23 protein-coding genes and 1 pseudogene are annotated in these 25,633 nt (G+C 70.2%); 13 read left to right on the top strand and 11 right to left on the bottom strand.

Annotated features, from left to right (window positions below; all coding sequences use genetic code 11):
* Positions 1-79: 79 nt before the first annotated feature.
* The 6 genes from glmU (at position 80) to CP983_RS25515 (ending at position 5,467) form a co-directional block, all read left to right on the top strand.
* Complete coding sequence (glmU, locus tag CP983_RS25540) at positions 80-1,528, top strand: bifunctional UDP-N-acetylglucosamine diphosphorylase/glucosamine-1-phosphate N-acetyltransferase GlmU (RefSeq protein ID WP_150502050.1); 1,449 nt, start codon at positions 80-82, stop codon at positions 1,526-1,528.
* A 75-nt stretch (positions 1,529-1,603) separates the two neighbouring features.
* The gene (locus CP983_RS25535) at positions 1,604-2,584 is read left to right on the top strand and encodes a ribose-phosphate diphosphokinase (protein ID WP_030952253.1); all 981 of its coding nucleotides are present in this window, start codon (positions 1,604-1,606) and stop codon (positions 2,582-2,584) included.
* Positions 2,585-2,779: 195 nt separating this feature from the next.
* Positions 2,780-3,376, top strand: coding sequence for a 50S ribosomal protein L25/general stress protein Ctc (locus CP983_RS25530; protein WP_150502048.1), 597 nt, complete (start codon positions 2,780-2,782; stop codon positions 3,374-3,376).
* Between the two features lie 113 nt (positions 3,377-3,489).
* Positions 3,490-4,092, top strand: a complete 603-nt coding sequence (pth, locus tag CP983_RS25525; protein ID WP_107905824.1) for an aminoacyl-tRNA hydrolase — start codon at positions 3,490-3,492, stop codon at positions 4,090-4,092.
* A gap of 65 nt (positions 4,093-4,157) precedes the next feature.
* Entirely contained in the window at positions 4,158-4,646 is a 489-nt protein-coding gene (locus CP983_RS25520; protein WP_150502046.1) for a hypothetical protein, read from the top strand.
* A 146-nt stretch (positions 4,647-4,792) separates the two neighbouring features.
* A complete protein-coding gene (locus tag CP983_RS25515) occupies positions 4,793-5,467 on the top strand; it encodes an LPXTG cell wall anchor domain-containing protein (protein ID WP_150502044.1) in 675 nt (224 codons plus the stop codon).
* Between the two features lie 73 nt (positions 5,468-5,540).
* Here the strand turns inward: CP983_RS25515 and ppc are convergent, their stop codons facing one another.
* Positions 5,541-8,273 carry a phosphoenolpyruvate carboxylase gene (ppc, locus tag CP983_RS25510; RefSeq protein ID WP_150502042.1) on the bottom strand — a complete coding sequence of 911 codons (2,733 nt, stop codon included), beginning with the start codon at positions 8,271-8,273 and terminating at the stop codon, positions 5,541-5,543.
* 308 nt (positions 8,274-8,581) lie between these two features.
* On the opposite strand from ppc, the gene CP983_RS25505 reads away from it, so the two are divergent.
* Positions 8,582-9,592, top strand: coding sequence for an acyl-CoA desaturase (locus CP983_RS25505; RefSeq protein ID WP_125527957.1), 1,011 nt, complete (start codon positions 8,582-8,584; stop codon positions 9,590-9,592).
* A complete protein-coding gene (locus CP983_RS25500) occupies positions 9,589-10,266 on the top strand; it encodes a TetR/AcrR family transcriptional regulator (RefSeq protein ID WP_030967668.1) in 678 nt (225 codons plus the stop codon). The genes CP983_RS25505 and CP983_RS25500 overlap by 4 nt, the downstream gene beginning before the upstream one ends.
* 46 nt (positions 10,267-10,312) lie before the next feature.
* Here the strand turns inward: CP983_RS25500 and CP983_RS25495 are convergent, their stop codons facing one another.
* The 3 genes from CP983_RS25495 to CP983_RS25485 all read right to left on the bottom strand — a co-directional run bounded on the left by CP983_RS25495 (position 10,313) and on the right by CP983_RS25485 (position 11,727).
* The gene (locus CP983_RS25495) at positions 10,313-10,486 is read right to left on the bottom strand and encodes a CsbD family protein (protein WP_093746303.1); all 174 of its coding nucleotides are present in this window, start codon (positions 10,484-10,486) and stop codon (positions 10,313-10,315) included.
* Positions 10,487-10,549: 63 nt separating this feature from the next.
* A complete protein-coding gene (locus tag CP983_RS25490; protein WP_150502040.1) occupies positions 10,550-10,918 on the bottom strand; it encodes a VOC family protein in 369 nt (122 codons plus the stop codon).
* Positions 10,918-11,727 carry a trans-aconitate 2-methyltransferase gene (locus tag CP983_RS25485; protein WP_150502038.1) on the bottom strand — a complete coding sequence of 270 codons (810 nt, stop codon included), beginning with the start codon at positions 11,725-11,727 and terminating at the stop codon, positions 10,918-10,920. Before CP983_RS25485 ends, CP983_RS25490 begins: the two co-directional genes overlap by 1 nt.
* A 95-nt stretch (positions 11,728-11,822) precedes the next feature.
* Between CP983_RS25485 and tamR the strand changes: the two genes are divergently transcribed.
* The gene (gene tamR, locus CP983_RS25480) at positions 11,823-12,320 is read left to right on the top strand and encodes a MarR family transcriptional regulator TamR (protein WP_059196100.1); all 498 of its coding nucleotides are present in this window, start codon (positions 11,823-11,825) and stop codon (positions 12,318-12,320) included.
* Positions 12,321-12,504: 184 nt separating this feature from the next.
* Here tamR and CP983_RS25475 read toward each other — a convergent pair whose 3' ends face one another.
* Entirely contained in the window at positions 12,505-13,278 is a 774-nt protein-coding gene (locus tag CP983_RS25475; RefSeq protein WP_150502036.1) for a LuxR C-terminal-related transcriptional regulator, read from the bottom strand.
* A 270-nt stretch (positions 13,279-13,548) separates the two neighbouring features.
* On the opposite strand from CP983_RS25475, the gene CP983_RS25470 reads away from it, so the two are divergent.
* Together CP983_RS25470 and CP983_RS25465 are read left to right on the top strand one after the other, a co-directional pair.
* Positions 13,549-14,010 carry a GNAT family N-acetyltransferase gene (locus CP983_RS25470; protein WP_107905832.1) on the top strand — a complete coding sequence of 154 codons (462 nt, stop codon included), beginning with the start codon at positions 13,549-13,551 and terminating at the stop codon, positions 14,008-14,010.
* 41 nt (positions 14,011-14,051) lie between these two features.
* The gene (locus tag CP983_RS25465; RefSeq protein WP_150502034.1) at positions 14,052-14,954 is read left to right on the top strand and encodes a sulfotransferase family protein; all 903 of its coding nucleotides are present in this window, start codon (positions 14,052-14,054) and stop codon (positions 14,952-14,954) included.
* Positions 14,955-15,060: 106 nt separating this feature from the next.
* Here CP983_RS25465 and galK read toward each other — a convergent pair whose 3' ends face one another.
* The 3 genes from galK to galT form a co-directional block, all read right to left on the bottom strand.
* Positions 15,061-16,224 carry a galactokinase gene (galK, locus tag CP983_RS25460; RefSeq protein WP_150502032.1) on the bottom strand — a complete coding sequence of 388 codons (1,164 nt, stop codon included), beginning with the start codon at positions 16,222-16,224 and terminating at the stop codon, positions 15,061-15,063.
* 101 nt (positions 16,225-16,325) lie between these two features.
* Positions 16,326-17,288, bottom strand: a complete 963-nt coding sequence (gene galE, locus CP983_RS25455; protein WP_150502030.1) for a UDP-glucose 4-epimerase GalE — start codon at positions 17,286-17,288, stop codon at positions 16,326-16,328.
* Complete coding sequence (gene galT, locus CP983_RS25450; protein WP_150502028.1) at positions 17,285-18,346, bottom strand: galactose-1-phosphate uridylyltransferase; 1,062 nt, start codon at positions 18,344-18,346, stop codon at positions 17,285-17,287. The genes galE and galT overlap by 4 nt, the downstream gene beginning before the upstream one ends.
* Positions 18,347-18,593: 247 nt before the next feature.
* Between galT and CP983_RS25445 the strand changes: the two are divergent.
* Positions 18,594-20,270: pseudogene (locus CP983_RS25445) on the top strand (sodium:solute symporter family protein); the annotation flags it as partial.
* Between the two features lie 20 nt (positions 20,271-20,290).
* On the top strand, positions 20,291-20,668 hold the full coding sequence (locus tag CP983_RS25440) for a hypothetical protein (RefSeq protein WP_150502026.1): 378 nt from the start codon (positions 20,291-20,293) through the stop codon (positions 20,666-20,668).
* A gap of 47 nt (positions 20,669-20,715) precedes the next feature.
* Here CP983_RS25440 and CP983_RS25435 read toward each other — a convergent pair whose 3' ends face one another.
* From CP983_RS25435 to CP983_RS25425, 3 genes are all read right to left on the bottom strand, one after another.
* On the bottom strand, positions 20,716-21,411 hold the full coding sequence (locus CP983_RS25435; RefSeq protein WP_030951055.1) for a helix-turn-helix transcriptional regulator: 696 nt from the start codon (positions 21,409-21,411) through the stop codon (positions 20,716-20,718).
* A gap of 304 nt (positions 21,412-21,715) precedes the next feature.
* A complete protein-coding gene (locus CP983_RS25430; RefSeq protein ID WP_150502024.1) occupies positions 21,716-23,527 on the bottom strand; it encodes an outer membrane protein assembly factor BamB family protein in 1,812 nt (603 codons plus the stop codon).
* Between the two features lie 73 nt (positions 23,528-23,600).
* Positions 23,601-25,445: an outer membrane protein assembly factor BamB family protein gene (locus CP983_RS25425; protein WP_150502022.1), complete on the bottom strand. Its 1,845-nt coding sequence runs from the start codon at positions 25,443-25,445 to the stop codon at positions 23,601-23,603.
* Positions 25,446-25,633: the final 188 nt, after the last annotated feature.

The following is a 25,633-nucleotide window of genomic DNA, read 5'->3' as shown; positions in this document are numbered from 1 at the left end:
CCCGCTCTCATATCCACCACGAAACGCCCCGGTATCCTGCGGATGTCACCCCACCCCCGCCACATCCGAAGGGCAAACCGTGAGCGCCATTCGCCCGGCAGCCGTCGTCGTTCTCGCAGCGGGTGAGGGCACCCGTATGAAGTCGGCCACACCGAAGGTCCTGCACGAGCTCTGCGGACGCAGCCTCGTGGGGCATGTGCTCGCCGCCGCGCGCGAGTTGGACCCCGAGAATCTCGTCGTCGTGGTCGGCCACGCCCGTGAGCAGGTCGTCGCGCATCTCGGCGAGATCGACCCCGGCGTGCGCACCGCCGTGCAGGCCGAGCAGAACGGCACCGGTCACGCCGTCCGGATGGCCCTGGAGGAGCTCGGCGGCGGGATCGACGGAACCGTCGTCGTCGTGTGCGGCGACACCCCGCTGCTGACCGGCGAGACCCTGACCGCGCTCGCCGCCACCCACTCCGGCGACGGCAACGCCGTGACCGTGCTGACCGCCGAGGTCCCGGACGCGACGGGCTACGGGCGCATCGTGCGGGACGGCGCCTCCGGTGCCGTGACCGCGATCGTGGAGCACAAGGACGCGACCGAGTCGCAGCGGGCGATCCGGGAGATCAACTCGGGTGTGTTCGCGTTCGACGGGCAGCTGCTCGCGGACGCGCTGGGCAAGGTCCGCACCGACAACAGCCAGGGCGAGGAGTACCTCACCGACGTGCTCGGCATCCTGCGCGAGGCCGGTCACCGGGTGGGCGCCTCCGTGGCCGCCGATCACCGCGAGATCGCCGGGATCAACAACCGGGTGCAGCTCTCCGAGGCCCGCCGGATCCTCAACGACCGGCTGCTGACCGCCGCGATGCTCTCCGGCGTCACCGTGATCGACCCCGCCACGACCTGGGTCGACGTGACCGTCACCTTCGAGCAGGACGTGACCGTCCAGCCGGGTACCCAGCTGCAGGGCGACACGCACCTCGGCGAGGGCGCGGACGTCGGACCCAACACCCGGCTGAAGGACACCCGGGTCGGCGCCGGGGCGCGGGTGGACAACACCGTGTCCAACGGTGCCGTCGTGGGGGCGCACGCGAGCGTGGGGCCGTACGCCTATCTGCGGCCGGGGACCCGGCTCGGCGCCAAGGGCAAGATCGGTACGTACGTCGAGACGAAGAACGCCTCGATCGGCGAGGGGACCAAGATCCCGCACCTGTCCTACGTCGGTGACGCGACGATCGGCGAGCAGACGAACATCGGTGCCGCGAGCGTCTTCGTGAACTACGACGGAAAGGACAAACACCACACCACGGTCGGCTCGCACTGCCGCACCGGTTCGGACAACATGTTTGTGGCTCCCGTCACGATCGGGGACGGTGCGTACACCGCCGCCGGGTCCGTGATCACGAAGGACGTGCCGCCCGGTTCGCTGGCCGTGGCCCGTGGTCAGCAACGGAATATCGAGGGTTGGGTGGCCCGCAAGCGTCCGGGCAGCGCTGCCGCGAAGGCGGCGGAGACGGCGTCTCGGCAGGTCGAGGGCGAGGACTGACCGGAAACGGGTGCGCCAAACACGGCGTACCGTGATAAGTGCACACCCAGTTGAGACACCTCTGAGGAGACAGCTGTGACCGGGATCAAGACGACCGGCGAGAAGAAGTTGATGTTCTTCTCCGGCCGCGCCCACCCCGAGCTTGCCGAGGAGGTCGCCCAGCAGCTGGAGGTCGGGGTCGTCCCGACCAAGGCCTTCGACTTCGCGAACGGCGAGATCTACGTCCGCTACCAGGAGTCGGCGCGCGGCGCGGACTGCTTCGTGATCCAGAGCCACACGGCTCCGATCAACCAGTGGATCATGGAGCAGCTGATCATGATCGACGCGCTGAAGCGTGCGTCGGCCCGCTCCATCACGGTCATCGTGCCGTTCTACGGTTACGCCCGTCAGGACAAGAAGCACCGTGGGCGTGAACCCATCTCGGCGCGTCTGATCGCGGACCTGATGAAGACCGCCGGTGCGGACCGCATCCTGACGGTCGATCTGCACACCGACCAGATCCAGGGCTTCTTCGACGGCCCCGTCGACCACCTCTTCGCCCTGCCGCTGCTGGCGGACTACGTGGGCCGCAAGGTCGACCGGGAGAAGCTGACGGTCGTCTCCCCGGACGCCGGCCGCGTGCGGGTCGCCGACCGCTGGTGCGACCGCCTGGGCGCCCCGCTGGCCATCGTGCACAAGCGGCGCGACAAGGACGTGGCGAACCAGGTGACCGTCCACGAGGTCGTGGGTGAGGTCAAGGGCCGGGTGTGCGTCCTGGTCGACGACATGATCGACACCGGTGGCACCATCTGCGCCGCCGCGGACGCCCTGTTCGCGCACGGCGCCGAGGACGTCATCGTGACGGCGACGCACGGTGTGCTCTCCGGCCCCGCCGCGGACCGGCTGAAGAACTCCCGTGTGGGCGAGTTCGTGTTCACCAACACGCTGCCGACGCCGGGCGAGCTGAGCCGCGATCTGGACAAGCTGACGGTGCTGTCGATCGCCCCGACGATCGCGAGCGCGGTGCGCGAGGTGTTCGAGGACGGCTCGGTGACGAGCCTCTTCGACGAGCAGTAGGGATCGCGCGGCAGATCGTGCCGCAGTGATCCTTTTGGGAACGGCCTCCCTGTCCGAGTACACTGCTTCAGTTGCTCGGCGAGGGAGGCCGTTTCCCGTTCAGGGATCCGGCGGTCCGTTATCGACGCGCTCTTCGTAGCAGGCCGTTCGTGGCCGGGTGACCACGTCCGCCCCAGTTTTCTACGAGGAGTGATCATGTCCGAGGTCAAGATCTCCGCCGAGACCCGTACCGAGTTCGGTAAGGGCGCCGCCCGTCGCATCCGTCGTGACTCGAAGGTCCCCGGTGTCCTGTACGGCCACGGCTCGGACCCGCTGCACCTGACCCTGCCGGGCCATGACCTGCTGCTCGCGCTGCGTACGCCGAACGTCCTGATCGCCCTGGACATCGACGGCAAGACCAACGAGCTGGCGATCCCGAAGTCCGTGCAGCGTGACCCGATCAAGGGCTTCCTGGAGCACGTCGACCTGCTGCTGGTCAAGCGCGGCGAGAAGGTCACCGTCGAGGTCCCCGTGCACGCCGAGGGCGAGCTGGCCCCCGGTGGCTACCTGCTCGAGCACGTCCTGAACGCGCTGCCGGTCGAGGCCGAGGCCACCCACATCCCCGAGGCCGTCACGGTCTCCGTCGAGGGCCTGGAGGCCGGCGCCTCCATCCTCGCGAAGGACATCACCCTGCCCAAGGGCACCACGCTCGCCGTCGAGGAGGACGCGGTCGTCCTCCAGGTCCTGGCCGCGCAGGCCGAGGAGGCCCCGGAGGGCGAGGAGACCGAGGGCGAGGAAGTCGCCGAGGCCTGATCCCCGGCTCCGGCAGAGGCGTGATCCACGGCTCTGCCATCGCTTCGTCAGCCGCTGTTCCCACCGGGGGCAGCGGCTGGCGTGTATGACTCGGGAAAGCACAGCGAGGAGACATGGACGTGACGACCGATCCGAGCGCGCCGTGGCTGGTTGCCGGCCTCGGTAACCCGGGAGCCGAGTACGCGATGAACCGGCACAACGTCGGCTTCATGGTGGCCGACCTCCTCGCCGAGCGGATCGGGGGGAAGTTCAAGCGGGCCGGCAAGGCGCAGGCGCAGGTCGTCGAGGGGCGGATCGGACCGCCCGGACCGATGAACCGGCGCGTGATCCTGGTGAAGCCGATGTCGTTCATGAACCTGTCCGGCGGGCCGCTGAACGCCTTGCGGGACTTCTACAAGGTGCCGCTGGGCAACATCGTCGCCGTTCATGACGAGTTGGACATCGACTACGGCACGCTGCGGCTGAAGCTCGGCGGCGGGGACAACGGGCACAACGGCCTCAAGTCGATGACGAAGGTGATGGGTCCGGACTATCACCGGGTGCGGTTCGGGATCGGGCGGCCTCCGGGCCGTATGCAGGTCGCGGACTTCGTGCTGAAGGACTTCGGCTCGACGGAACGCAAGGAGCTGGACTACTTCGTGGACCGTGCGGCGGACGCGGTGGAGTGTCTGGTGATCGAAGGGCTGGAGCGGGCGCAAAGCACGTACAACTCCTGACTTGTCCGCCCGCCCGGCCGGGCCGAGGTTGACCGGGCGCAGGGGCATGGCCAAGGATCGCGGCCATGCCTTCTGCCGTTGTCTCCAGTCAGGGCGCTGTCTCGGCGCTGCGGTTCGGGCGGCTCGCGGCGATGGGCACGGTCGCGGTACTGATCCTGATCGCGGGGGTCTGGGCATCGTGGGGCACCGCTCATCATGTGATGCTCACGAAGGGCCGGGAGAGCGGCACGATCTCGGTGAAGCGGTGCGGCCAGGACACGTGCAGCGGGCCGTACACGCCGGTGTCGGCGGGTTCCCGGGCGCGGAAGTCGGTCGTGATCGAGAAGAACGTGGCGGTCCGCAAGGGGCAGACGTACACGGTCGTGATCAAGCCGGGCGGCGACGAGGTCGTGCGGTCGGGGCCGGCCGGCGTGCTCTACGCGTGGGTTCCGCTGGGCGGGGCGCTGCTGCTGGCGTCGGTCGTGGTCGCGGGCGGGTTGCGGCGGACACGGCTCGCGTGGGTGATGGCGGGATCGGGAACAGTCCTGCTCACGGCGGCTTTTGCAGTGATTTGACGGCACCCTGGGCATGCCGCGGATACGGCGCTTGTGGGAATTCTGTTCGTTCCCTGTTCGTGATTGACCTGAAGTCAGTCCCGGCAGGAAGCTGAGCCGCCCCCTCCACATCTTCCCGTTCCTTCTCGAAGATGGACTACTGCCCCATGCGTACCCTCAACCGCGTCGGTGCCCTGTCCGCCGTCGCCGCGGCGGCGCTGCTGTCCGCTCCGGCCGCCGCGCACGCGACCGCTCCTGGTGACAACGGCACCGTGAAGATCCATGACGCCACCACTGGCGAGGAACTGCCCAAGAACGAGCCGCACGTCTGCGAGTTCTACCTCGACGCCTTCGGCTTCGACTCCGTCCAGCAGGTCTCCTGGCACATCGAGGCCTGGGCCCCGACGGCCGCCGTCAAGGGCGAGACCGTGAAGTCCGGCGCGATCACGCTGGACGGCGAGGGCCACGGCCGCACGGACGACATGACCCTGCCCGACGGCCACTACAAGCTGTTCTGGAACTTCCAGGGCGAGAAGGGCTCCGCCAAGCACAAGGTGTTCTGGACGGACTGCGAGGACGAGGAGCCGGGCGGCGGCACGCCCACGCCGTCCGCATCCGAGCCCGGATCCGAGACGCCGGGCGAGGAGACCACCGAGCCGGCCCCGAGCCCGTCCACGTCCGCAGGGGAGGCGGCTCCGTCGTCGTCGCCGTCGGCGCAGGGCGATGCCGAGGGCGATCTCGCCGAGACCGGCAACGGTGCCCCGGTGGGCCTGCTGTCGGCGGCCGCGGCGGCGCTGCTGGGCGCGGGCGGCTACCTGGTGTTCCGGCGTCGCAGGGCCTGACGCACGGGGCCGGTGAACGAACGGTGCCCCCGTGCTCGCAGCGAGCACGGGGGCACCGTCGTGTGCCGTGCGGTCAGCCGGTGTTGCGCAGGCCGGCCGCCACGCCGTTGACCGTGAGGAGCAGGGCGCGGGAGAGCAGCGGGTCGGGCTCGGCGCCGCTCGCGGCCGCGTCGCGCTGCCGCTTGAGCAGGGCGACCTGGAGGTAGGAGATCGGGTCGAGGTAGGCGTCGCGGATGCCGAACGTCTGCTTCAGGACCGGGGTGGCGTCGAGGAGTTCGGCCTCGCCGGTCACCTTCAGCACCTCGCTGACGGTCAGCTCGTGCTCGGCGCGGATGGTGTCGAAGACGTGCTTGAGCTCGTCGGGGACGAGGGTGTCCACGTAGTGCGAGGCGATGCGCAGGTCGGTCTTGGCCAGAGTCATCTCGACGTTGGAGATGAAGTTCCGGAAGAAGTGCCACTGCTCGTGCATCTCGTCGAGCACGGTGTCCAGGCCCGCCTCGCGCAGCGCCTTCAGGCCGGAGCCGACGCCGAACCAGCCGGGGACGATCTGCCGGGACTGGGTCCACCCGAACACCCACGGGATGGCGCGCAGGCCGTCGAGGGAGACGCCCGAGCCGGGGCGGCGGGAGGGCCGCGAGCCGAGGTGCAGGTCGGCGAGCTGGTCCACCGGCGTCGACGCGAGGAAGTACGTCGGCAGGTCCGGGTCCTCGACGAACGCGCGGTACGCGGCGTGCGCGGCGTCGGAGACGACGTCCATCGCCGCGTCCCAGCGGGCCAGCGACTCGACGGACTGGCGCGGGGCGGTGTGCAGGGCGGACGCCTGGAGCGTGGCCGCGACGGTCAGCTCCAGGTTCTCCCTGGCCAGCGACGGCACGAGGTACTTGTCGGAGATGACCTCGCCCTGCTCGGTGACCTTGATCTCGCCCTCCAGGGTGCCCCAGGGCTGGGAGAGGATCGCGTCGTGCGAGGGGCCGCCGCCACGGCCGACGGTGCCGCCGCGGCCGTGGAAGAGACGCAGCCGGACGCCGTAGCGGTGGGCGACGTCGCGCAGCCGGCGCTGGGCGCGGTGGATCTCCCACTGGCTGGTGGTGATGCCGCCGAACTTCGAGGAGTCGGAGTAGCCGAGCATGACCTCCTGGACGTCGCCGCGCAGCGCGACCAGGCGCCGGTACGACGGGTCGGAGAGCATGTCCTCCAGGATCGTGTCGGCGGCCTTCAGCTCGTCGGTGGTCTCCAGCAGCGGCACGATGCCGATCTTGGCCCAGCCGGCGTGCAGGTCGATCAGGCCGGCCTCGCGGGCGAGCACGGACGCGGCGAAGACGTCGTCGGCGCCCTGGCACATCGAGATGATGTACGACTCGATGACCTCGGGCCCGAAGACCTTCAGCGCCCGCTTGATCGTCTCGAACACGCCGAGGGTCTTCTCGCCGGCCGCGTCGACCGGCGCCGGGGTGGGCGCGAGGGGCCGGCGGGAGCGCAGCTCCTTGGCGAGCAGCTTGGCGCGGTACTCGCGGGGCATGTCGGCGTAGCGCCACGACTCCTCGCCGAGCCGGTCGAAGAGCTGGCCGAGGGCGTGGTGGTGGGCGTCGGCGTGCTCACGGACGTCCATGGTGGCGAGCTGGAGGCCGAACGCGGACAGCGTGCGGATGGTGCGGTTCATCCGGCCGTCGGCGAACAGACCGCCGCGGTGCGCGCGCAGCGAGTTCTGGACCAGCGTCAGGTCCTGCAGCAGCTCGCCGGTGCCGAGGTAGTCACGGCCGGCCTCGTGCGGGATGTTCCTGGCCAGCCGCGTCTTGGTGTTCTCCAGCTTCTGCCGGATGCAGGTGGCCTTGAGCCGGTAGGGCTCCTCGGCGTTGAGGCGCTTGTAGCGGGGGCTGATCTCGGGGAGGGCGTCGAGGTCGGCCTTGAGGGACTCCAGGAGCTCCTCGGTGGCGCCGGTGTAGCGGATGGAGTTCGACAGGAAGCCGCGCAGCTCGTCGATCATCTCCAGGGCGTCGTTGATGCCGTGCTCGTGCTGGAGGATGAGGACGTCCCAGGTCACCTGGGGGGTGACGTTGGGGTTGCCGTCGCGGTCGCCGCCGATCCAGGTGCCGAAGGTGAGCGGGCGGGTGGCGTCGGGGAGCTTGTAGCCGACGCGCTCCAGTTCCGCGGTCAGGTCCTCGAGGACGTCGCCGACGGCGCCGGCGTGCAGCTCGTCGAGGTAGTAGATGGCGTTACGGGCCTCGTCGGCGGGCTCCGGGCGTACGACACGCAGCTCGTCGGTCTGCCATACGAGGTCGATGTTCTCGGCCAGTCGGGTGTCGTGCCGGCGGCGGTCCCCTTCGAGGACCGGGGCCTCCAGAAGCGCGGCGATCCGGCGCAGCTTGTTGAGGACCGAGCGGCGGGCGGCCTCGGTGGGGTGCGCGGTGAAGACCGGGCGGACGTTGAGATGCTCGACCGTCTGGCGCATGTGCTCGGGGTCGGCGTCCTTCAGCCGGTCGGCCGTACGGGCGAGGAGGCCGCCCTCGGCGGCGCGCCGGGCGCGCAGCTCACGGCCACGGTGCACCTGCTCGGTGACATTGGCCAGGTGGAAGTAGGTGGAGAACGCGCGGACCAGCTTGGCCGCGGTGTCCAGCTCGGTGCCCCTCAGCAGCTCGGCGGCTGCTTCGCCGTCCTCGCGGGTGAGACGGCGGACCTTCTCGACGAGTTCGAGCAGCTCAGGGCCCTCCTGGCGGACGAGCGTCTCGCCCAGTAGGTCACCCAGTCGGCGGATGTCGGCACGCAGCTCACTGCCGGTCGTCGTGGTCTGGTCGTCGGCACTGCTCACAGGTGCGGCTCCTTGCAGTGTTGAAGCTCGTCCGGGAGGGAACCCGGTCGCAGGTGCCGCGCGGCGGGTGCCGCATACGGCTCCTGACATCCGGGAAGAAATCAGAGCGGACCGCGCTGTCCGACCGACACCAAGGATAGGTGTCCATGCGGACGCGCAGACTCTCGGGCTCTTGCCGCCGGGCAACGCACTGCCATACTTACGTCGCCGTAGGTTACGGAACCGTAGGCACCGTCGTAACGAAACCCGGGAATGGTTCCGGCAACCCCGGCACCTGCCAAAACCCTCGACCCCACAGGGGACGCCCCATGACCACGAGCTCCGATGTGATCGAAGACGCCCCGAAGGCGAACGACGACACCTCGACGACCTCTGCCACGCTCGGCGGCGAGAAGAAGGGGTCGCTCGAACAGTTCGCGCTCCTCCTCTTCATCGTCGTCCCGTTCTTGGCGCTCGGCGCCGCGGTGCCACTGGCCTGGGGCTGGGGGGTGAGCTGGCTGGACCTCGGTCTGCTGGTCTTCTTCTACTTCCTCGCCTGCCACGGCGTAACCATCGGCTACCACCGCTACTTCACCCACGGCTCGTTCAAGGCGAAGCGTCCGCTGCGCATCGCGCTCGCCGTCGCGGGCTCGATGGCGGTGGAGGGCCCGCTGGTCCGCTGGGTCGCGGACCACCGCAAGCACCACAAGTTCTCCGACGCGGAGGGTGACCCGCACTCGCCGTGGCGTTACGGCGAGACCGTCCCGGCCCTGATGAAGGGCTTGTGGTGGGCGCACATCGGCTGGATGTTCGACGAGGAGCGCACCCCGCAGGACAAGTACGCGCCGGATCTGATCAAGGACCGCGCGATCCGCACGATCTCCCGCCAGTTCATCTGGTGGACGGTGCTGTCACTGGCCCTGCCCGCGATGATCGGCGGTCTGGTGACGATGTCCTGGTGGGGCGCCTTCACCGGCTTCTTCTGGGGCTCCCTCGTCCGGGTGGCCCTGCTGCACCACGTGACGTGGTCGATCAACTCGATCTGCCACGCGGTGGGCAAGCGGCCGTTCAAGTCGCGTGACCGTTCGGGCAACGTGTGGTGGCTGGCGGTCCTGTCGTGCGGCGAGTCCTGGCACAACCTGCACCACGCCGACCCGACGTCCGCGCGGCACGGTGTGGAGCGCGGCCAGATCGACTCCTCGGCGCGGATCATCCGCTGGTGCGAGATGCTCGGCTGGGCCTACGACGTGCGCTGGCCGTCACGCTCGCGTATCGATTCGCGCCGGAACACCGAGGAAGGCGGCTCCCGGCGCCGGAAGGAACCCGTAGAGGCGGCATGATTGACGCCGTGGCGACCGACTCCAGCAGCACCCCCAGCAACGAGAAGCCCCGGCGGGCGCGCCGTACCCGGATGACCGGGGCGGAGCGCCGCCAGCAGCTGCTGGAGATCGGTCGCACCCTGTTCGCCGCGAAGGGCTTCGAGGGCACGTCGGTGGAGGAGATCGCCGCGAAGGCGGGCGTCTCCAAGCCGGTGGTGTACGAACACTTCGGCGGCAAGGAGGGGCTGTACGCCGTCGTGGTGGACCGCGAGATGCGCCGGCTGCTGGACATGGTCACCAGCAGCCTGACGGCGGGCCACCCGCGGGAACTGTGCGAGCAGGCCGCCTTCGCCCTCCTGGACTACATCGAGGAGTACACGGACGGCTTCCGCATCCTGGTCCGTGACTCGCCCATCCCCCAGTCGACGGGGTCCTTCGCCTCGCTGATCTCGGACATCGCCACCCAGGTGGAGGACATCCTGGGCCGCGAGTTCAAGAGCCGCGGCTTCGACCCCAAGCTGGCCCCCCTGTACGCGCAGGCCCTGGTCGGCATGGTCGCCCTGACCGGCCAGTGGTGGCTGGACGTGCGCCGCCCGAAGAAGGCGGAGGTGGCGGCCCATCTGGTGAATCTGGCCTGGCACGGGCTGGACGGCCTGGAGGCGAAGCCCCACCTGATAGGGCGCCGCAAGAGCTGACGCCCCGGCCGCCGGTGCCCGTGCCCTCAGTGCCCGGCCGGCGCCCTCAGTGCTTGAAGGTGTCCTTGCCCTTCTCCTTCGCCTGACGCGCGTCGCCCTTCATCTGGTCGGCCTTGCCCTCGGCGGTCATGCGCTCGTTGCCGACGACCCGGCCCACGGCCTCCTTGGCCTTGCCCTTGGCCTGCTCCTTCGCGGCCCTGGCCTTCTCTTCCTTCGCCATCCTGCTCACTCCCGCAAGGGTCGACTTCACTGTCCCCCAGCGGGTGACCCTGCGCGGCGCCGCTCAAACAGCGGTCAGTGGCTCCAGGAACTCCAGCCGGTTGCCCACCGGGTCCCGCGAGTAGAAGCGCCGGTGTCCCGGGAGGTTCTCGTCCCACTCCACGCGCGCCCCCTGCGCCCGGAGCCGGGCGCCGTACCGCTCGATCCCGGCGACCCGCAGCCCGGGGTGCGCCTTGTCCGCCGGTCGGAAGTCCTTCTCGATGCCGAGGTGCAGTTGCACGCCGCCGGCCTGGAACCAGCAGCCGCCGCGGGCCGCGAGCACGGGTGGCTTGGGGATCTCGGTCATGCCGAGGACGCCCACGTAGTACGTCCGCAGCCGCTCCTCGGAGCCGGGCGGGGCCGCGAGCTGCACATGGTCGACGGCGGTGATCATCACTCCTCCCTGCGGGCCACGGCGAAGATCCGGCGGAACGGGAACGGGGTGCCGTGCGCGCCGGCGGGATAGGCCTCGCGCAGGGCGGTCCGGTACTCGTCCAGGAACGCCTCGCGCCGCTCGGGGTCGTCGGCGAGCGCGGTGAGGACCGGCCGCAGGCCCGTGCCCTTCACCCAGTCCAGCACCGGGTCCTCGCCGGTCAGGAGGTGGACGTACGTCGTCTCCCACACGTCCGCCGTGCAGCCAAGGTCGGCCAGCCGGGCCAGGTAGTCGCCCGGGTCGAGCACGGCGTCGTCGTGGCGCAGGACGTCGGCGAGGCCGTGGCGGGGGGCGAGGTCGCGCATCAGGCGGTGGCTCGGGGCGGCGAAGTTGCCGGGGACCTGGAAGGCGAAGGTGCCGCCGGGCCGCAGGGCCGTGATCCAGTCCGCGAACCGGTCCGTGTGCCCCGGCACCCACTGGAGCGTGGCGTTGCTGATGATCAGGTCGTGCGGCTCCCCGGTCGTCCAGGTCCGTACGTCGGCCGGGGCGAAGTCGAGGCGGCCGCCGCCGGCCGTCGGGCCCTCGTGCTCGACGTGGGCCTTGTCGAGCATCTCGGCGGAGTTGTCGTAGCCGGTGATGTGCGCGGTGGGCCAGCGTTCGGCGAGCAGGGCGGTGACATTGCCGGGGCCGCAGCCGAGGTCGGCGATGCGGGGGCGCTCGGCGGGGAGGTCGGGGACGCGGGCCAGCAGGTCGGCGAAGGGGCGGGCGCGGTGGCCGGCGTGGCGCAGGTACTGGGCGGGGTCCCAGGTGGGGGTGGCGGCAGTGGACATGGGGGCCTCCTGTCTCTACTCGCTCTCCAGCCTGCCCCGATAAGTATCTTGACGTCAAGAGACTTCACGTCGACACAACCACTACACTGATCGTCATGGAGGACGAGGTCGATCGGCTGGTCGCAGCGTGGCGCCGGGAGCGCCCTGACCTCGACGTGGAACCGCTCGAGGTCCTCAGCCGGGTCAGCAGACTGGCCCGGCATCTGGACCGGGCACGCCGGCTGGCCTTCTCCGAGCACAGCCTGGAACCCTGGGAGTTCGACGTGCTGACCGCGCTGAGGCGCGCGGGAACGCCGTATCAGCTCTCGCCGGGGCAGTTGCTGACGCAGACCCTGGTCACCTCGGGCACGATGACCAACCGCATCGACCGCCTGGCCAAGAAGGGCCTGGTGGAGCGCCTGCCCGACCCCAGCGACCGGCGTGGCGTCCTCGTCCGCCTCACGGACGAGGGACGCGACCGCGCCGACCAGGCACTTGCCGGGCTGCTGGACCAGGAACGGGCGATCCTCGCGGAGCTCTCGCGGGCACAGCGGGGTGAACTGGCCGGGTTGCTGCGCCAGTTGACGGCACCGTTCGACAACATCCCGGGCTAGGCGCTCCGCGGGATGCCGCGATAGGACGTAGTGCGGATGCAGCGCCATCGTGGCCGGTCGCGCCCACGCGGCGGTAGCCGCAAATAGACACAGCCCCGCGCCCCCTGGGGGTGCGGCTCAGCGGTGCCGGTCAGGGCTGTCGGCACAGCCCCCGTGCCTTGGGGGTGCGGCTCGGGTGCGTCCGTCAGGCGCTGCTGCTTTCCTCCGGGATGATTCGGCCCGTCGCGCCCAGGTCCACCGGGCCCACCCCCGCACGGCGTGCGAGTGCGACCGCGGCCAGGGTCGAGTGGACGCCGAGTTTGCCGAGGACGTTCTGCATGTGGGTGCGGACGGTGTGCGGGGAGAGGTACAGGCGCTCGGCGACAGCCTTGCGCCCCAGGCCCGCCACCATGCACCGCAGTACTTCGCGCTCCCGCGGCGTCAGGGACTCCACCAGCCGCTCGCTCTCGGTGCGGTGCTTGCGGGCGGCGGTCAGTTCCCGCAGTACGCCGGTGAGCAGGGCCGGCGGCAGATGCGTCTCGTCGCGCAGCACCCCTCGGATGACGGTGAGCAGTCGGGACAGTGAGCAGTCCTTGGCCACCCAGCCCGACGCACCGGCCTGGAGCGCGAGCGCGGCCCGGCGCGGGTCGTCCTTCTCGGCGAGGACGACGGTCCGTACCGCCGGCTGCGCGGAGCGGACCCCGGCGACCAGCGAGATGCCGTCCACGAGCCCGTCCTCGCCCACCTCCTGCACGGGCACGGCGGGCCGGACACCGGGCACGTTGCCACCCAGGTCGGCGTCGACGAGCAGGACATCGAACCGGCGCCCCTCGGCGGCCGCGCGCTCCAGGCTGCGCAGTGCCGCCGGACCGCTGCCCGCGGCGGAGACGTCGACGTCGGGCTCGGCGGCCAGGGCGGCGGCGAGCGACTCGGCGAAGATGCGATGGTCGTCGACGACCAGAACTCGGATGCGAACCACGAAACCCCCTTCCCCAAGCTCTCGAAGAGCAGGGGATACCCCATCGTCAAAGGACGACACCGGGAGACGAACACCGTCGCGGGAACGACGTCCGAAGCGCGGCTGGCGCACGGCCGCCGCCGTGCAGAAACAGCTACCCCCACTTCGGGCGTCGAACCCGACCTGTCTCGCCCCCTGATCAGCACCGGCCCCCACCGGTGCTGTTCATCAGGGTACGGCCGGGGGGCAGGAGCGGAAGGTAATTTGCAGAACTGGTTGGCCGACGCGTTTATGGTGAGCCGCATGTTTCGTCTGGAGACAGAAGTCGACAAATCTCGGCACGATCTTCTTCGCCGGCGGCTGCGGGACGCCAATACCGCGGCCTCCCCGGTCCTGCGCGCACTGCGCGGAACCCCAGGTGAACGTGAACTTCCGCTCCAGGTGTGGGCATTGGACGACTCCGGCGCCCTGGCCGGCGGTCTGGTCGGCCACACCTGGACCAGTTGGCTCCACGTCACGTATCTCTGGGTCGACGAGAGCGCCCGCGGGACCGGCCTTGGTTCGCAACTGCTCGCACACGCGGAGGTCACCGCCCGCTCCGAGCGGGGCTGCACCGAGGCACGCGTGGAGACCTGGGACTTCCAGGCCCCGGACTTCTACAAGAAACAGGGGTACGAGGTGGTCTGCGTGATCCCGGACTATCCACCGGGCATCACGGAGTACACGCTGACCAAACATCTGGGCCCGCGCTGAGTCTCAGGGTTGTCTCAGACCCGTCCCTTACCCTCCGCCCCATGAGCATGCTGCGGAAGCTGAACTCGAAGATCGGCGCGACGACCGGGTACCAGGTGCGCAAGGTGCCGGTCCGGCAGCCGGCGCCGGGCAGCCTCGACGCGATACCGAAGCCGCGCGGCCCGCGTCCGGAGCGGCCCGGGCCCGAGGCCCCGCACCGGCCCGTGGATCCGGCCGTGGACCGGCTGCTGAAGCGGCCGGTGTTCATCCTGACCTCGGTGCGCTCCGGATCGACGCTGCTGCGGATGATGCTGGGCGCGCATTCCGGGCTGCACGCCGCGCACGAGCTGCATCTGACCGGTCTGGAGGTCTACTTCAGGACGCACAGCCCTACGGAGAAGTCCATGCGCGCGCTCGGGCTCGGGTACGAGGACCTCGAAGCCCTGCTGTGGGACCGCACACTGCACCGGGAACTGGTGAAGTCCGGCAAGTCGTTCATCGTCGAGAAGACCCCGGGCAACGCCTTCGCCTGGCGGCGCATCGCCGCGACCTGGCCCGACGCCCGCTTCGTCTTCCTGCGCCGGCATCCGGCCGCGGTGGCCCGGTCCTGGCACGAGGCGGTCCCCGACCGCACCGCCGACGACGCGGCGACCCGCGTACTGAAGTACATGGAGGCCATGGAGGAGGCGTACGCCGAGGCCGGCGGGCACGTCCTGCGCTACGAGGACCTCACCGCCGGCCCCGCCGCCGCGCTCGACGGCATCTGCCGCTTCCTGGGGCTGGAGTACGAGCCCGGCATGCTCGACTACGGCAGCAGCCTGGAGGGCGCCGTGCTGGGCGGCGGCTTCGGGGACTGGAACGACAAGATCCGCTCGGGCCGCGTACAACCGGACCGTCCGGCGCCGACGCCGGACGAGATCCCGGACGCGCTGCGGCGGATGTGCCGCGAGTGGGGGTACCTCTAGCCCCTGCGGTACGGCCGCGCCCCCAAAGGGGCGCGGGGAACTGCGCGACCGGCCACAACGGAGCCGCGCACGACGGGCAACCTGACGCGGCTCCCCCAGCGGAGCGTCAGCTCACGCGTCGTGCCCCCGCCGCCGGTACCGCCTCGAAGACTCTCGGTGCCGTGAACCCGGCCGTGGCGAAGGCCTCCTCGACCGCCTTGGTGACGGTCTCCACGTCCGCCGCCTCGGCCAGCACGATCGCCGAGCCGCCGAAGCCGCCGCCCGTCATGCGCGCGCCCAGGGCGCCGCTCGCCAGGGCCGTGTCCACGACCAGGTCCAGCTCCGGGCAGGAGATGCGGAAGTCGTCCCGCAGGGAGGCGTGCCCCTCGGTCAGGACCGGTCCGATCGCCCGCGTCTCACCCGACTCCAGCAGGGCCACGACCCGCTCGACACGCTGGTCCTCGGTGACGACGTGGCGCACCAGACGGCGTACCTCCTCCTCGTCGCCGAGCCGGTCGAGGGCCGCGGCCAGGTCGTCGTAGGCGATGTCGCGGAGCGCGTCCACGCCCAGCAGCGCGGCGCCCTTCTCGCAGCCCGCGCGGCGCTTGCCGTACTCGCCCTCGCTGTGCGAGTGCTTGACCCGGGTGTCGACGACCAGCAGCCGCATGCCCTCGGCAGCCAGGTCGAAGGGGATCTGCTTCTGGGAGAGGTCGCGGGTGTCGAGGAACAGCGCGTGGCCCGGCTCGCAGCACGCGGACGCCGTCTGGTCCATGATCCCGACCGGGGCGCCGACGTACACGTTCTCCGCGCGCTGGCACAGCCGGGCCAGCTGCCAGCCCTTCTGGCCCAGGTCGTACAGGTCGTTCAGGGCGAGCGCCACGACGACCTCCAGGGCCGCCGACGAGGACAGGCCCGCGCCGGCCGGGACCGTCGAGGCGAGGTGGATGTCGGCGCCGGTGATCGCGTGGCCGGCCTGGCGCAGCGCCCACACCACGCCCGACGGGTACGCCGTCCAGTCGCGGTCCGACTCGGGTTCGAGGTCGTCGACGCGCAGTTCGACGACACCGCGCTCGACGTCCTGCGAGTGCAGCCGCAGCACGCCGTCGGTGCGCCGCGAGACAGCCGCGACCGCGGTGTGCGGCAGCGCGAACGGCATGACGAAGCCGTCGTTGTAGTCGGTGTGCTCGCCGATCAGGTTGACCCGGCCCGGCGCGGCCCACACCCCTTCCGGCTCGGCCCCGTACAGCTCCTCGAACCGCTCGGCGACCGCGGCTGCCGTGTCGACGTTCATCCCCTGCCCCTGACCTTCCGTGCTGAACCGGCCGAAGCGGCCGGTGAGTTGACCGGCCGCACGACCTGAGAACCTACGGCCGGCGGCACCGGCCGTAGAACTTAACCTGCGTCTCGCTGCGCGAACTCCCACGCGTCCGCGACGATGCCCGCGAGGTCCGCGCGGGACGGGTTCCAGCCGAGCCGCTCGCGGGCGGTGTCGGCGGAGGCGACCAGGACCGCCGGGTCGCCGCCCCGGCGCGGGGCCACGACCTCGGGGATCGGGTGCCCGGTGACCTGCCGGACGGTCTCGATGACCTGGCGGACGGAGAAGCCGTTGCCGTTGCCGAGGTTGCAGATGAGGTGCTCGCCCGGGGTGGCTGCCTTGACGGCCAGCAGGTGGGCCTCGGCCAGGTCGGCGACGTGGATGTAGTCGCGCACACAGGTGCCGTCCGGCGTCGGGTAGTCCTCGCCGAAGACGGAGATCGCCTCGCGCCGGCCCTGGGCGACCTGGAGGACCAGCGGGATCAGGTGCGACTCGGGGTCGTGGCGCTCGCCGTAGGCGCCGTAGGCACCCGCGACGTTGAAGTACCTGAGGGACACGGCACCGAGGCCGTGGGCCGCCGCCTCGCCGGTGATCATGTGGTCGACGGCGAGCTTGGAGGCGCCGTAGGGGTTGGTGGGCCGCGTCGGCGCGGACTCGACGATCGGCACCTCGGCCGGCTCGCCGTAGGTGGCGGCCGTGGAGGAGAAGACGAGCTTGCGCACGCCCGCCTCGCGCATGGCGCCGAGCAGCGCCATGGTGCCGGCGACGTTGTTGTCCCAGTACTTCTCGGGCTTCACGACCGACTCGCCGACCTGCGAGAACGCGGCGAAGTGCAGCACCGCGTCGAAGGAGGCGTCCAGCCACTTGGCGGCGTCGCGGATGTCGCCCTCGATGAAGGACGCCCCGGACGGCACACCCTCGCGGAAGCCGGTGGAGAGGTTGTCGAGGACGACGACCTCCTCCCCGGCCTCGATGAGGTGCTGCGCGACCACGCTGCCGACGTAGCCGGCACCACCGGTGACCAGAAACTTCCCACTCATCTACTCGCTACCTCTCGCAGTCGCTCAGCCGCGCGCTCCGGCGGCACGTCGTTGATGAACACGTTCATGCCGGACTCGGAACCCGCGAGAAACTTCAGCTTGCCGGAAGTGCGGCGGATGGTGAAAAGCTCGAGGTGAAGCGCGAAATCCTCCCGCACGACACCCTCGAAGTCCTCCAGCTGGCCGAACGGCGCCTGATGCCAGGCGGCGATGTACGGCGTCGGAGGCTCACTGTCACCGAAGATCCGGTCGAAGCGCCTCAAGAGTTCCAGATAAACCTGGGGGAACTCTGAGCGCGCCTCCTCGTCGAGGGCGAGCAGGTCGGGCACCCGGCGCTTCGGGTACAGGTGGACCTCGTACGGCCAGTGCGCGGCGTACGGCACGAAGGCCAGCCAGTGTTCACTCTCCAGGACGACCCGCTCGTCGGCGAGTTCACGCTCCAGGACGGCGTCGAAGAGGTTCTGCCCGCCGGTCGCCTCCTTGTGCGCGGCGGCCGACCGCAGCATCAGGGCGGTGCGCGGGGTGGTGAAGGGGTAGGCGTAGATCTGCCCGTGCGGGTGGCCGAGGGTGACACCGATCTCGGCGCCGCGGTTCTCGAAGCAGAACACCTGCTGGACGGAGGGGAGGGAGGACAGCTCCGACGTGCGGTCCGTCCACGCCTCCAGCACCAGCCGCGCCTGTTCCCCGGACAGGTCGGCGAAGGACGCGTTGTGGTCGGAGGTGAAGCAGACGACCTCGCAGCGCCCGGAGTCGCCGGCCAGCGAGGGGAAGCGGTTCTCGAAGACCACGACGTCGTACGACGAGTCCGGGATCTCGCTCAGCCGGTCGCCCTCGGAGGGGCACAGCGGGCACTGGTCGGCCGGCGGGTGGTACGTGCGCCCCTGCCGGTGCGAGGCGATGGCGACCTCGTCGCCGAGCAGCACGTCATGACGGACCTCGGACGAGGTGACGGTCCGCTCCAGAGGGCGGCGGTCGACCGCGTCCCGCACGGTGTCGTCACGCAGGTCGTAGTAGATGAGCTCACGACCGTCGGCCAGTCGGGTCGAGGTCTTCTTCACGCCGGACTCCATTTCGAGCCGCTCAGGGGTCTTCCGAGACTTCATCAAACAGAACTAAACACAGCGAAACACAACTCACCACCTGCGTCAACATCACAATCAAACAAAGAGCATCACCGGATGTGTTCAATTACTGAACACAGGGGCGTAGGTTCCGCTCTGTATCGATTCGCGAGACGAAGCGAGTACACATGCAAACCCCCACAATTTCCCCCACCTCCCCCACCTCCCCACCTCCCCCACCTCCCCCACCTACCTCGCAGCCGAGCTACGGCTCCCCACCAACTGGCTCGACTACACGCTGCTCGGCATCTACTTCGTGGTGGTGCTCGGCATCGGCTTCGCGGCCCGCCGCTCGGTGAAGACCACCCTCGACTTCTTCCTCTCGGGGCGCTCCCTGCCCGCCTGGGTCACCGGCCTGGCGTTCATCTCCGCCAACCTCGCCGCCACCGAGATCCTCGGCATGGCCGCCAACAGTGCCCAGTACGGCGCCTACACCGTGCACTGGTACTGGATCGGCGCCATCCCGGCCATGGTGTTCCTCGGCCTGGTGATGATGCCCTTCTACTACGGCAGCAAGGTCCGCTCGGTCCCCGAGTTCCTGCTCCTGCGCTTCGACAAATGGGCACACCTGCTCAGTTCGATCCTGTTCGCCTTCGCCGCGATCCTGATCGCCGGAGTGAACCTGTACGCCCTGGCGATCGTGGTCGAGGCCCTGCTGGGCTGGCCGCAGTGGGTGGCCATCGTGGTCGCCGGCTTCTTCGTCCTCGCGTACATCACCCTCGGCGGCCTGTCCTCCGCGATCTACAACGAGGTACTCCAGTTCTTCGTGATCCTGGCGGCGCTGATCCCGATCACCGTGCTGGCGCTGAAGAAGGTCGGCGGCTGGGACGGCCTGACCGACAAGCTGACCCAGGCCCACGGCGACAACTTCGTCACCGCCTGGGGCGGCACCGGCATCGGCGAGGCGAACCCGCTGGGCGCGAACTGGCTCACCATCGTCCTGGGCCTCGGCTTCGTGCTGTCGTTCGGCTACTGGACGACGAACTTCGCGGAGGTCCAGCGGGCACTGTCCGCGAAGAACCTCTCGGCGGCCCAGCGCACCCCGCTGATCGCCGCGTTCCCGAAGATCTTCATCGTGTTCCTGGTGATGATCCCGGGCCTTGCGGCCGCGGCCCTGGTCCCCGGCTTCGGCACGGAGAAGTCGGGCTACCAGTACAACGACGCCATCCCCTATCTGATGGAGGGGCTGCTGCCCAACGGCGTACTGGGCATCGCGGTGACCGGTCTGCTGGCCGCGTTCATGGCGGGCATGGCGGCCAACGTGTCGTCCTTCAACACGGTGTTCACCACGGACATCTGGGCGAAGTACGTGGTGACGGACCGCGAGGACGCCTACTACGTGCGCTTCGGCCGGCTGATCACGGCGATCGGAGTCATGGCCTCCATCGGCACGGCGTTCCTGGCCTCGTCGTTCTCGAACATCATGAGCTACCTCCAGACCCTGTTCTCCTTCTTCAACGTGCCGATGTTCGTGGTCTTCATCGTCGGCATGTTCTGGAAGCGGGCGTCGATGAAGTCGGGCTTCTGGGGTCTGCTGGCCGGCACGACGGCGGCGATGGTGAACTACTTCGTCCTCTACAAGCAGGACATCATCTCGATCCCCACCGACCAGGGCGCCAACTTCGTCTCCGCGATCGCGGGGTTCGTGGCCGGCGCGGTCGTCATGGTCGCCGTCTCCCTGTTCACCGCTCCCAAGCCGGCGGACGAACTCCAGGGCCTGGTCTACGGCACCCGCTCCCCCGGGATGGCCGAGCCTCCGGCCGCGGGCGACGACGCGTGGTACCGCAGGCCGGCGTTGCTGGGCTGGGGCGCGATCGTGCTGGCGGCCGCCTGCTACATCCCGTTCTCGTTCTCGCTCTGACGACGGAGGACCGACACACCATGACCGACCACCACTCCGAACACCCCAGGCACCCCGGGTACTCCGAGCAGGACGTCCAGCGCGAGGTCAGCGAACTGAAGGAGCAGTCGGCGACGGCCGCCCGGCTCTTCGACATCCGGCGCATCATCGGCGGCCTCTTCGTGCTCTATGGCGTGATCGTCACGATCGCCGGGCTAACCGACGACGACGCCACGATCGACAAGGCCGAGGGCGTCAACATCAACCTCTGGACCGGGCTGGGGATGCTGCTCCTGGGCATCTTCTTCCTGGCCTGGCTGAAGCTGCGGCCCACGGCACCGCCGCCGCCCGATGTGGAGCCGGGGGAGGAACCGGGGGAGGAACCGGGGGAGGAACCGGGGACCGAGCCGAAGGGCTGACTCCTAGTACTCCCGGCACCTCGGCGTACTCCCGGCAACCACCGGCGCTACGGCTCCCCCTGTGTCTCCGGCTGCGGCACCGGTCCCGCCCGGTCCAGCAGGCCCGTGCGGGCCGCGAGGGCCGCTGCCTCCAGGCGGGAGCCGACGCCGAGTTTCATCAGGACGCGCTGGACATGGGTGCGGGCCGTGGAGGGGGCGATGCCCATGCCGGCGGCGATCAGCCGGGTGTCCTCGCCGTCGGCCACCCTGACCAGGACCTCGACCTCGCGGGGCGTGAGCATCTGGAGCAGGCGCTGGCCCTCGTCGTCCGGTTGCGCGGCGGGGTTGAGCAGTTCGCTGAACGCGCCCTGGAGCAGCTGCGGCGCCACCGCCGCCTCCCCGGCCCGTGCCTTCATGATCGCCCGCTCGACGCCCTCTATGCGTTCGTCGTGCCGGACATAGCCGGAGGCCCCGGCCGCGAACGCCGCCGCTATGCCGCGCGGGCTCGGCACCGGGCCGAGCACCAGCACCGCCACCTGCGGGCGTTCCCGCTTGATCTTCGCGACCGGGTCGAACATCCCCGGCTCCGCGGGCGTCGCCGTCCCCAGCAGGCACACCTCCGGCGCCCGCGTGATCACCAGATCCGCCGCCCCCGCGGCGGGCGCCGCCGCGGCCAGCACCCGGTGCCCCCTCAACTTCAGTGCCGAGGCCAGCGCCTCGGCCAGCAATCGGTGGTCGTCGACCACCATGAGCCGAACTCCCATCGAGCAACCCCCCAGTCCCCCCAATGGATCCCCATCAATACCCAGGACCGCCTGCGCCGGTCCGGATGCCCCACTATGGATGCCCACTGGTCCGCGCGGACAGAAGCCCCCTCCCGGCTCCCCCGCCCTTCATGCCCCCGGAAGCTACACGCTTGTTCGACGTTGCGCTCCCCCTACCGGCGAGAAGTGCCCCGGAACGGCGGATTTTCTGGCTTTCCGCGCATTCGAGGGCGTTGAGACGGTACGCGAACGGCCCCGCCCCCGAGCAGGGACGGAGCCGTCTGTGCGACCGGGTGCGGCGACCTCAGCCGCTCGCGCCGAACGCGATCACATGGGCCTTGCGGGTGTCCGAACTGCCCAGCTCGCTGGCGAACTTGGCGGACATGTACAGGTGCCCCTGGGCGTAGAGGATCTCGGAGTACTCCGGAGACATCCGCATCTCCACGTCCCGCACCGGCCTGGCGGACGGGTTCTCCAGCAGCTTCGTCTCCTTGAAGCTGCCGCCGTCGATGCTGACGATCTGCCCGCCCTTGTCGTACGGGGGACGCTTGTACGCGATCACGTTGCCGCCGTCCATGCGCAGCGGCGTGATCGTGTACCGGTCGCCGGCGTCCGCGCGCTGGCCGGTCTGCTTGCCGGTGGCCAGGTCGATGGCGACGATCTCGTTGGTCTGGCCGTACTCGCCGCCGCCGTCGTGCTGTTCGGTCTCCACGTAGAGCCGGTCGTTGCCCACCACGATGCCCGTGCACGACTCGATCGTGGTGACGCCGGAGCAGCGGGCCGCGTACTGGTCGCCCGGCACGGAGATGCGGATGCGCAGCTTGCCGGTCTTGTTGTCGATGGAGAAGGCGTCCGTGATGCCGATGGCGTCCTCGGACTGGCCGGCCTCGGCGGCCACCACGAGCGGGTCGGTGGAGATGACGCTGGCGTACTCGACGCCCTCGGCCATCTTGTACTCGGAGATCACCTTCCCGGTCTTCGGGTCGATGGTCTGGATGTGCAGCTGGGGCTGGTCGTAGGAGCCGCACTTGCGGACCGCGACCATCTTCGGGCCGCCCGCGTAACCGAGGTCGTAGCAGGTGTCGTCGGCCTTCGGGACCCACAGCGACTTGCCGGTCTTCAGGTCGAAGGCGGCGCCGCCGCTGGTGCCGCCGGCCGCGACCGTGCCACCGCTGACGGTGATGTTGTCGTAGCGGATCAGCCCGTCCTCGTTCTGGGCGGTCTTCGACCAGAGCTTCTTGCCCGTGTCGAGGTCGATCGCGGCGACCTGGGTGCAGCCGTGCGAGGGCTTGTCCTTGGTCGGCATCGCGGGCTCGAAGGCGACGGCCGTCACGCCGTCCTCGCTGATGTGCTTGGCGGCCTGGCAGACCGGGCCGGGCAGCTTGACCGACCACAGCTTGGAGCCCTTGTCGGGGTCGTAGCCGACGATCTCCGCGACACCGCTCTTGACGTACGCCTTGTCGGTCAGCCAGGAGCCGGACACCACGATGCTGGTGTCGTCGTCGACATTGGGCGCCGGGACCTGGAAGAGGACCGAGGACGCGGTGTTCGAGGGGACCTTCTCGGTGCCGTCGGGGGCGTCGAAGCCGCCGCCTCCCGAGTCGTCGCCCCCGCCGCCGGTGCCGCCGCTGGAGCCGGCGGTGTCGTCCTTGCCGCCCTGGTCACCGGACTTGGCGTACCAGACGCCACCGCCGATGATCAGCGCGATCACCACGACCGCGGCCGCGATGATCACGGCCAGCTGCGAGCTGGACCGGCCCCCGCCCGAGGGCTGTCCGGGCTGGGGGTGCAGCGGCACGGTCTGCTGCGGATAGCCGTAGCCGGGCGCCTGGGTGTACGGGTTCTGGGGCTGGCCGTAGGGGTTCTGCGGCTGACCGTACGGAGCGGGCTGCTGGGCGGGATAGCCGTACCCGGGCGGGGTGGCCTGGGGAGGCTGGGGGTAGCCGTAGCCGGGCTGGCCCGGTGCCTGCGGAGGCTGCGCGGGCGGCTGCTGGGGCTGCTGCGGCGGCTGGGGTGCGCCGAAGCCGCCGCCCGGCTGCTGGGGCGGCTGGTCCTGCGGCGGGCCGAACCCGCCCTGCGGGGGCTGGTTGGGCGGCGGAGGCGGCGGCTGGGTCATGGCGTGGGTACCTCAGGGGAGGGGGACGGCGGGGGCGACGGACACGGGCGTGAGGGCGTGAGCGGCGCGCGCCTCACTTGCCGAAGGCGAGCATCAGCTTCTCCTTGGCCTCGTCCTGACCGCTCAGCCGGGTGCTGGAGAGGTAGAAGCGGCCGTCGGCCCAGTCGTAGGCCTTGGAGAAGAAGCCGTTCTCGATGTCCGCGGCGCTCGCCGGGTTCTGGAGCAGCTTCGCCGGCTGGTGGCTGCTCCCGGAGATCGGGATCGCCACGACCTGGCCGCCCGCGTCGTAGGACGCCTGGACGTAGGCGATGAGCTTGCCGTTCTCGACCTTGATCGGCAGCATCGAATCGTCGGCGGGGGACTTCACCCGCCACTTCTCCTTGCCGTTGCCGAGGTCGATGGCGACGATCTCGTTGGCGCTGGCGGTCGCCTTGGTCGGCATGTACAGCGTGTTCGCGTCGGCGACCACGCCGGAGCAGCCCTGAAGGTCACGCTGGAGGATGGCCCAGCCGCACTCGGCGCCGATCTCCAGCTTGACGCCGACCTGCGAGCGGAACTTGCCGTTCGAGTCGAAGACCGCGATGTTCCCCTGCTTCTTGTCCTCGTCCGTGCTGTAGACGACCAGCGGGTCGAGGGAGAAGATGCGCGCGATCCGCCAGCCCTTCTCATAGGCGAAGGTCCACTTCGCCTTGCCGGTCGAGGGGTCGAGCGCCTGCATCTCGTCGTGCTCGCTGCTGCTGGAGGCGGCGCAGGACGCGACGGCGATGATCTTCTCGCCGCCCGCGAAGGCGTCGGGGAAGCACTTGTCCCCGAACCGCGTCTTGTCCCACATCTTCTTGCCGCTGTCGACGTTGTAGGCCGTGCCCGACTGCGAGCGGCCCACCAGCAACGTCTTGCCGGTGATGGACAGTTCGACGTCGAGGGTGCTGTCGAAGAGCTGGCCGTCGGCGACGCTGCCCTTCCAGCCCTTGTCGCCGGTGTTCAGGTCGATCTGCTGGAGCTGGTTGCACTTGGCGCGGTCGCTGCTGCCGCTCATGTAGGCGACGACGACCTTGTCGCTCGCCGACTTCTGCGGGGTGACCGCGCAGATCTTCTCCGGGAACGTGATCGGGTCCCAGGCGTCCTCGCCGTCGCCGACGTTGAAGCCGAAGACCTGCTTGTACGCCGCCTTCACCGCGGTCTTCTCGGTGATCCACATGCCGGGGGCGTCGGCGCCGGACTTGGGCGCGTCGGGCGCCGGCTTGTACCAGAGCACCTTCGACTCGCCCGCCTGGCGGCCCGCGTTGAGGTTCTCCGGGTCGTCGCCGCCCTCGCGGCCGCCGTCGCCGGACTCGGACGGGGAGTCGGAGCCCTTGGGGTCGTCGCTCTGCTGGGCGACCGGCTTGTCGTCCTTCTTGTCGTCACCGCCGCGGGTCACCGCGAACACGGTGCCGCCGACGACGAGCAGGACGGCGACCGCGGCACCGATGGCCACGGCGGGCTTGCCCTTGAAGGGGTTGCGCGAGCCGCCGGGCGGGGTGCCGGGCGCGCCCGGGTACTGCGGCTGGGGCGGGTAGCCGTAACCGGGGGCGGGCTGCTGGCCGTAGGGGCCGGGCTGCTGCGGATAGCCGTACGGCCCCGGCTGCTGCGGGGGCTGGGCGTACGGGCCGGACTGGTACGGGCCCGGCTGGGCGGGCTGGCCCGGCTGCTGCGGGTAGCCGTAGCCGGGCTGCGGGGCGCCGGACGGCGGGGTCTGCGGAGGCGGCGGCGTCTGCGGCGGGCCCTGCGGCGGCGGGGGTGTCTGGGGGGCGCCCTGCGGCGGGGGCGGGGTCTGCGGCGCGCCCTCCTGGCCGGGCTGCGGCGCTCCGAAGCCGCCCTGCCGCGGATCCTGTGGTGCGCCGAAACCGCCCTGCGGCGGCTGGTTGGGCGGCTGGCTCATGAGCGGTTCCCCCTTGAGACCGGTGTGGTGCCACGTTCTGTGCCGTCGCGTTTCCGCCACACCAGCATTTCTCAGACTGTTCTCAGGCGGCCTTTCTATCACCCGTCACCGACAGCACACCGGCCCGCATCCACCCCTGTTCCCAAGGGAGAACCGCGCCGTGATGCCCCCGTTATGCGCCTTCACGC

This window comes from Streptomyces chartreusis (genome assembly GCF_008704715.1).
Lineage (GTDB): Bacteria > Actinomycetota > Actinomycetes > Streptomycetales > Streptomycetaceae > Streptomyces > Streptomyces chartreusis.
The sequence above is the reverse complement of the archived record's forward strand: the minus strand, read 5'-3'. Positions and strand labels throughout refer to the sequence as shown.

Excerpts from the sequence above, each read along its gene's own strand:
- CP983_RS25530 (WP_150502048.1), top strand. The coding sequence starts at position 2,780 with ATGTCCGAGGTCAAGATCTCCGCCGAGACCCGTACCGAGTTCGGTAAG.
- pth (WP_107905824.1), top strand. The coding sequence starts at position 3,490 with ATGGACGTGACGACCGATCCGAGCGCGCCGTGGCTGGTTGCCGGCCTC.
- CP983_RS25520 (WP_150502046.1), top strand. The coding sequence starts at position 4,158 with ATGCCTTCTGCCGTTGTCTCCAGTCAGGGCGCTGTCTCGGCGCTGCGG.
- CP983_RS25515 (WP_150502044.1), top strand. The coding sequence starts at position 4,793 with ATGCGTACCCTCAACCGCGTCGGTGCCCTGTCCGCCGTCGCCGCGGCG.
- CP983_RS25505 (WP_125527957.1), top strand. The coding sequence starts at position 8,582 with ATGACCACGAGCTCCGATGTGATCGAAGACGCCCCGAAGGCGAACGAC.
- CP983_RS25500 (WP_030967668.1), top strand. The coding sequence starts at position 9,589 with ATGATTGACGCCGTGGCGACCGACTCCAGCAGCACCCCCAGCAACGAG.
- CP983_RS25495 (WP_093746303.1), bottom strand. The coding sequence starts at position 10,486 with ATGGCGAAGGAAGAGAAGGCCAGGGCCGCGAAGGAGCAGGCCAAGGGC.
- CP983_RS25490 (WP_150502040.1), bottom strand. The coding sequence starts at position 10,918 with ATGATCACCGCCGTCGACCATGTGCAGCTCGCGGCCCCGCCCGGCTCC.
- CP983_RS25485 (WP_150502038.1), bottom strand. The coding sequence starts at position 11,727 with ATGTCCACTGCCGCCACCCCCACCTGGGACCCCGCCCAGTACCTGCGC.
- tamR (WP_059196100.1), top strand. The coding sequence starts at position 11,823 with ATGGAGGACGAGGTCGATCGGCTGGTCGCAGCGTGGCGCCGGGAGCGC.
- CP983_RS25470 (WP_107905832.1), top strand. The coding sequence starts at position 13,549 with ATGGTGAGCCGCATGTTTCGTCTGGAGACAGAAGTCGACAAATCTCGG.
- CP983_RS25465 (WP_150502034.1), top strand. The coding sequence starts at position 14,052 with ATGAGCATGCTGCGGAAGCTGAACTCGAAGATCGGCGCGACGACCGGG.
- galK (WP_150502032.1), bottom strand. The coding sequence starts at position 16,224 with ATGAACGTCGACACGGCAGCCGCGGTCGCCGAGCGGTTCGAGGAGCTG.
- galE (WP_150502030.1), bottom strand. The coding sequence starts at position 17,288 with ATGAGTGGGAAGTTTCTGGTCACCGGTGGTGCCGGCTACGTCGGCAGC.
- CP983_RS25440 (WP_150502026.1), top strand. The coding sequence starts at position 20,291 with ATGACCGACCACCACTCCGAACACCCCAGGCACCCCGGGTACTCCGAG.
- CP983_RS25435 (WP_030951055.1), bottom strand. The coding sequence starts at position 21,411 with ATGGGAGTTCGGCTCATGGTGGTCGACGACCACCGATTGCTGGCCGAG.
- CP983_RS25430 (WP_150502024.1), bottom strand. The coding sequence starts at position 23,527 with ATGACCCAGCCGCCGCCTCCGCCGCCCAACCAGCCCCCGCAGGGCGGG.
- CP983_RS25425 (WP_150502022.1), bottom strand. The coding sequence starts at position 25,445 with ATGAGCCAGCCGCCCAACCAGCCGCCGCAGGGCGGTTTCGGCGCACCA.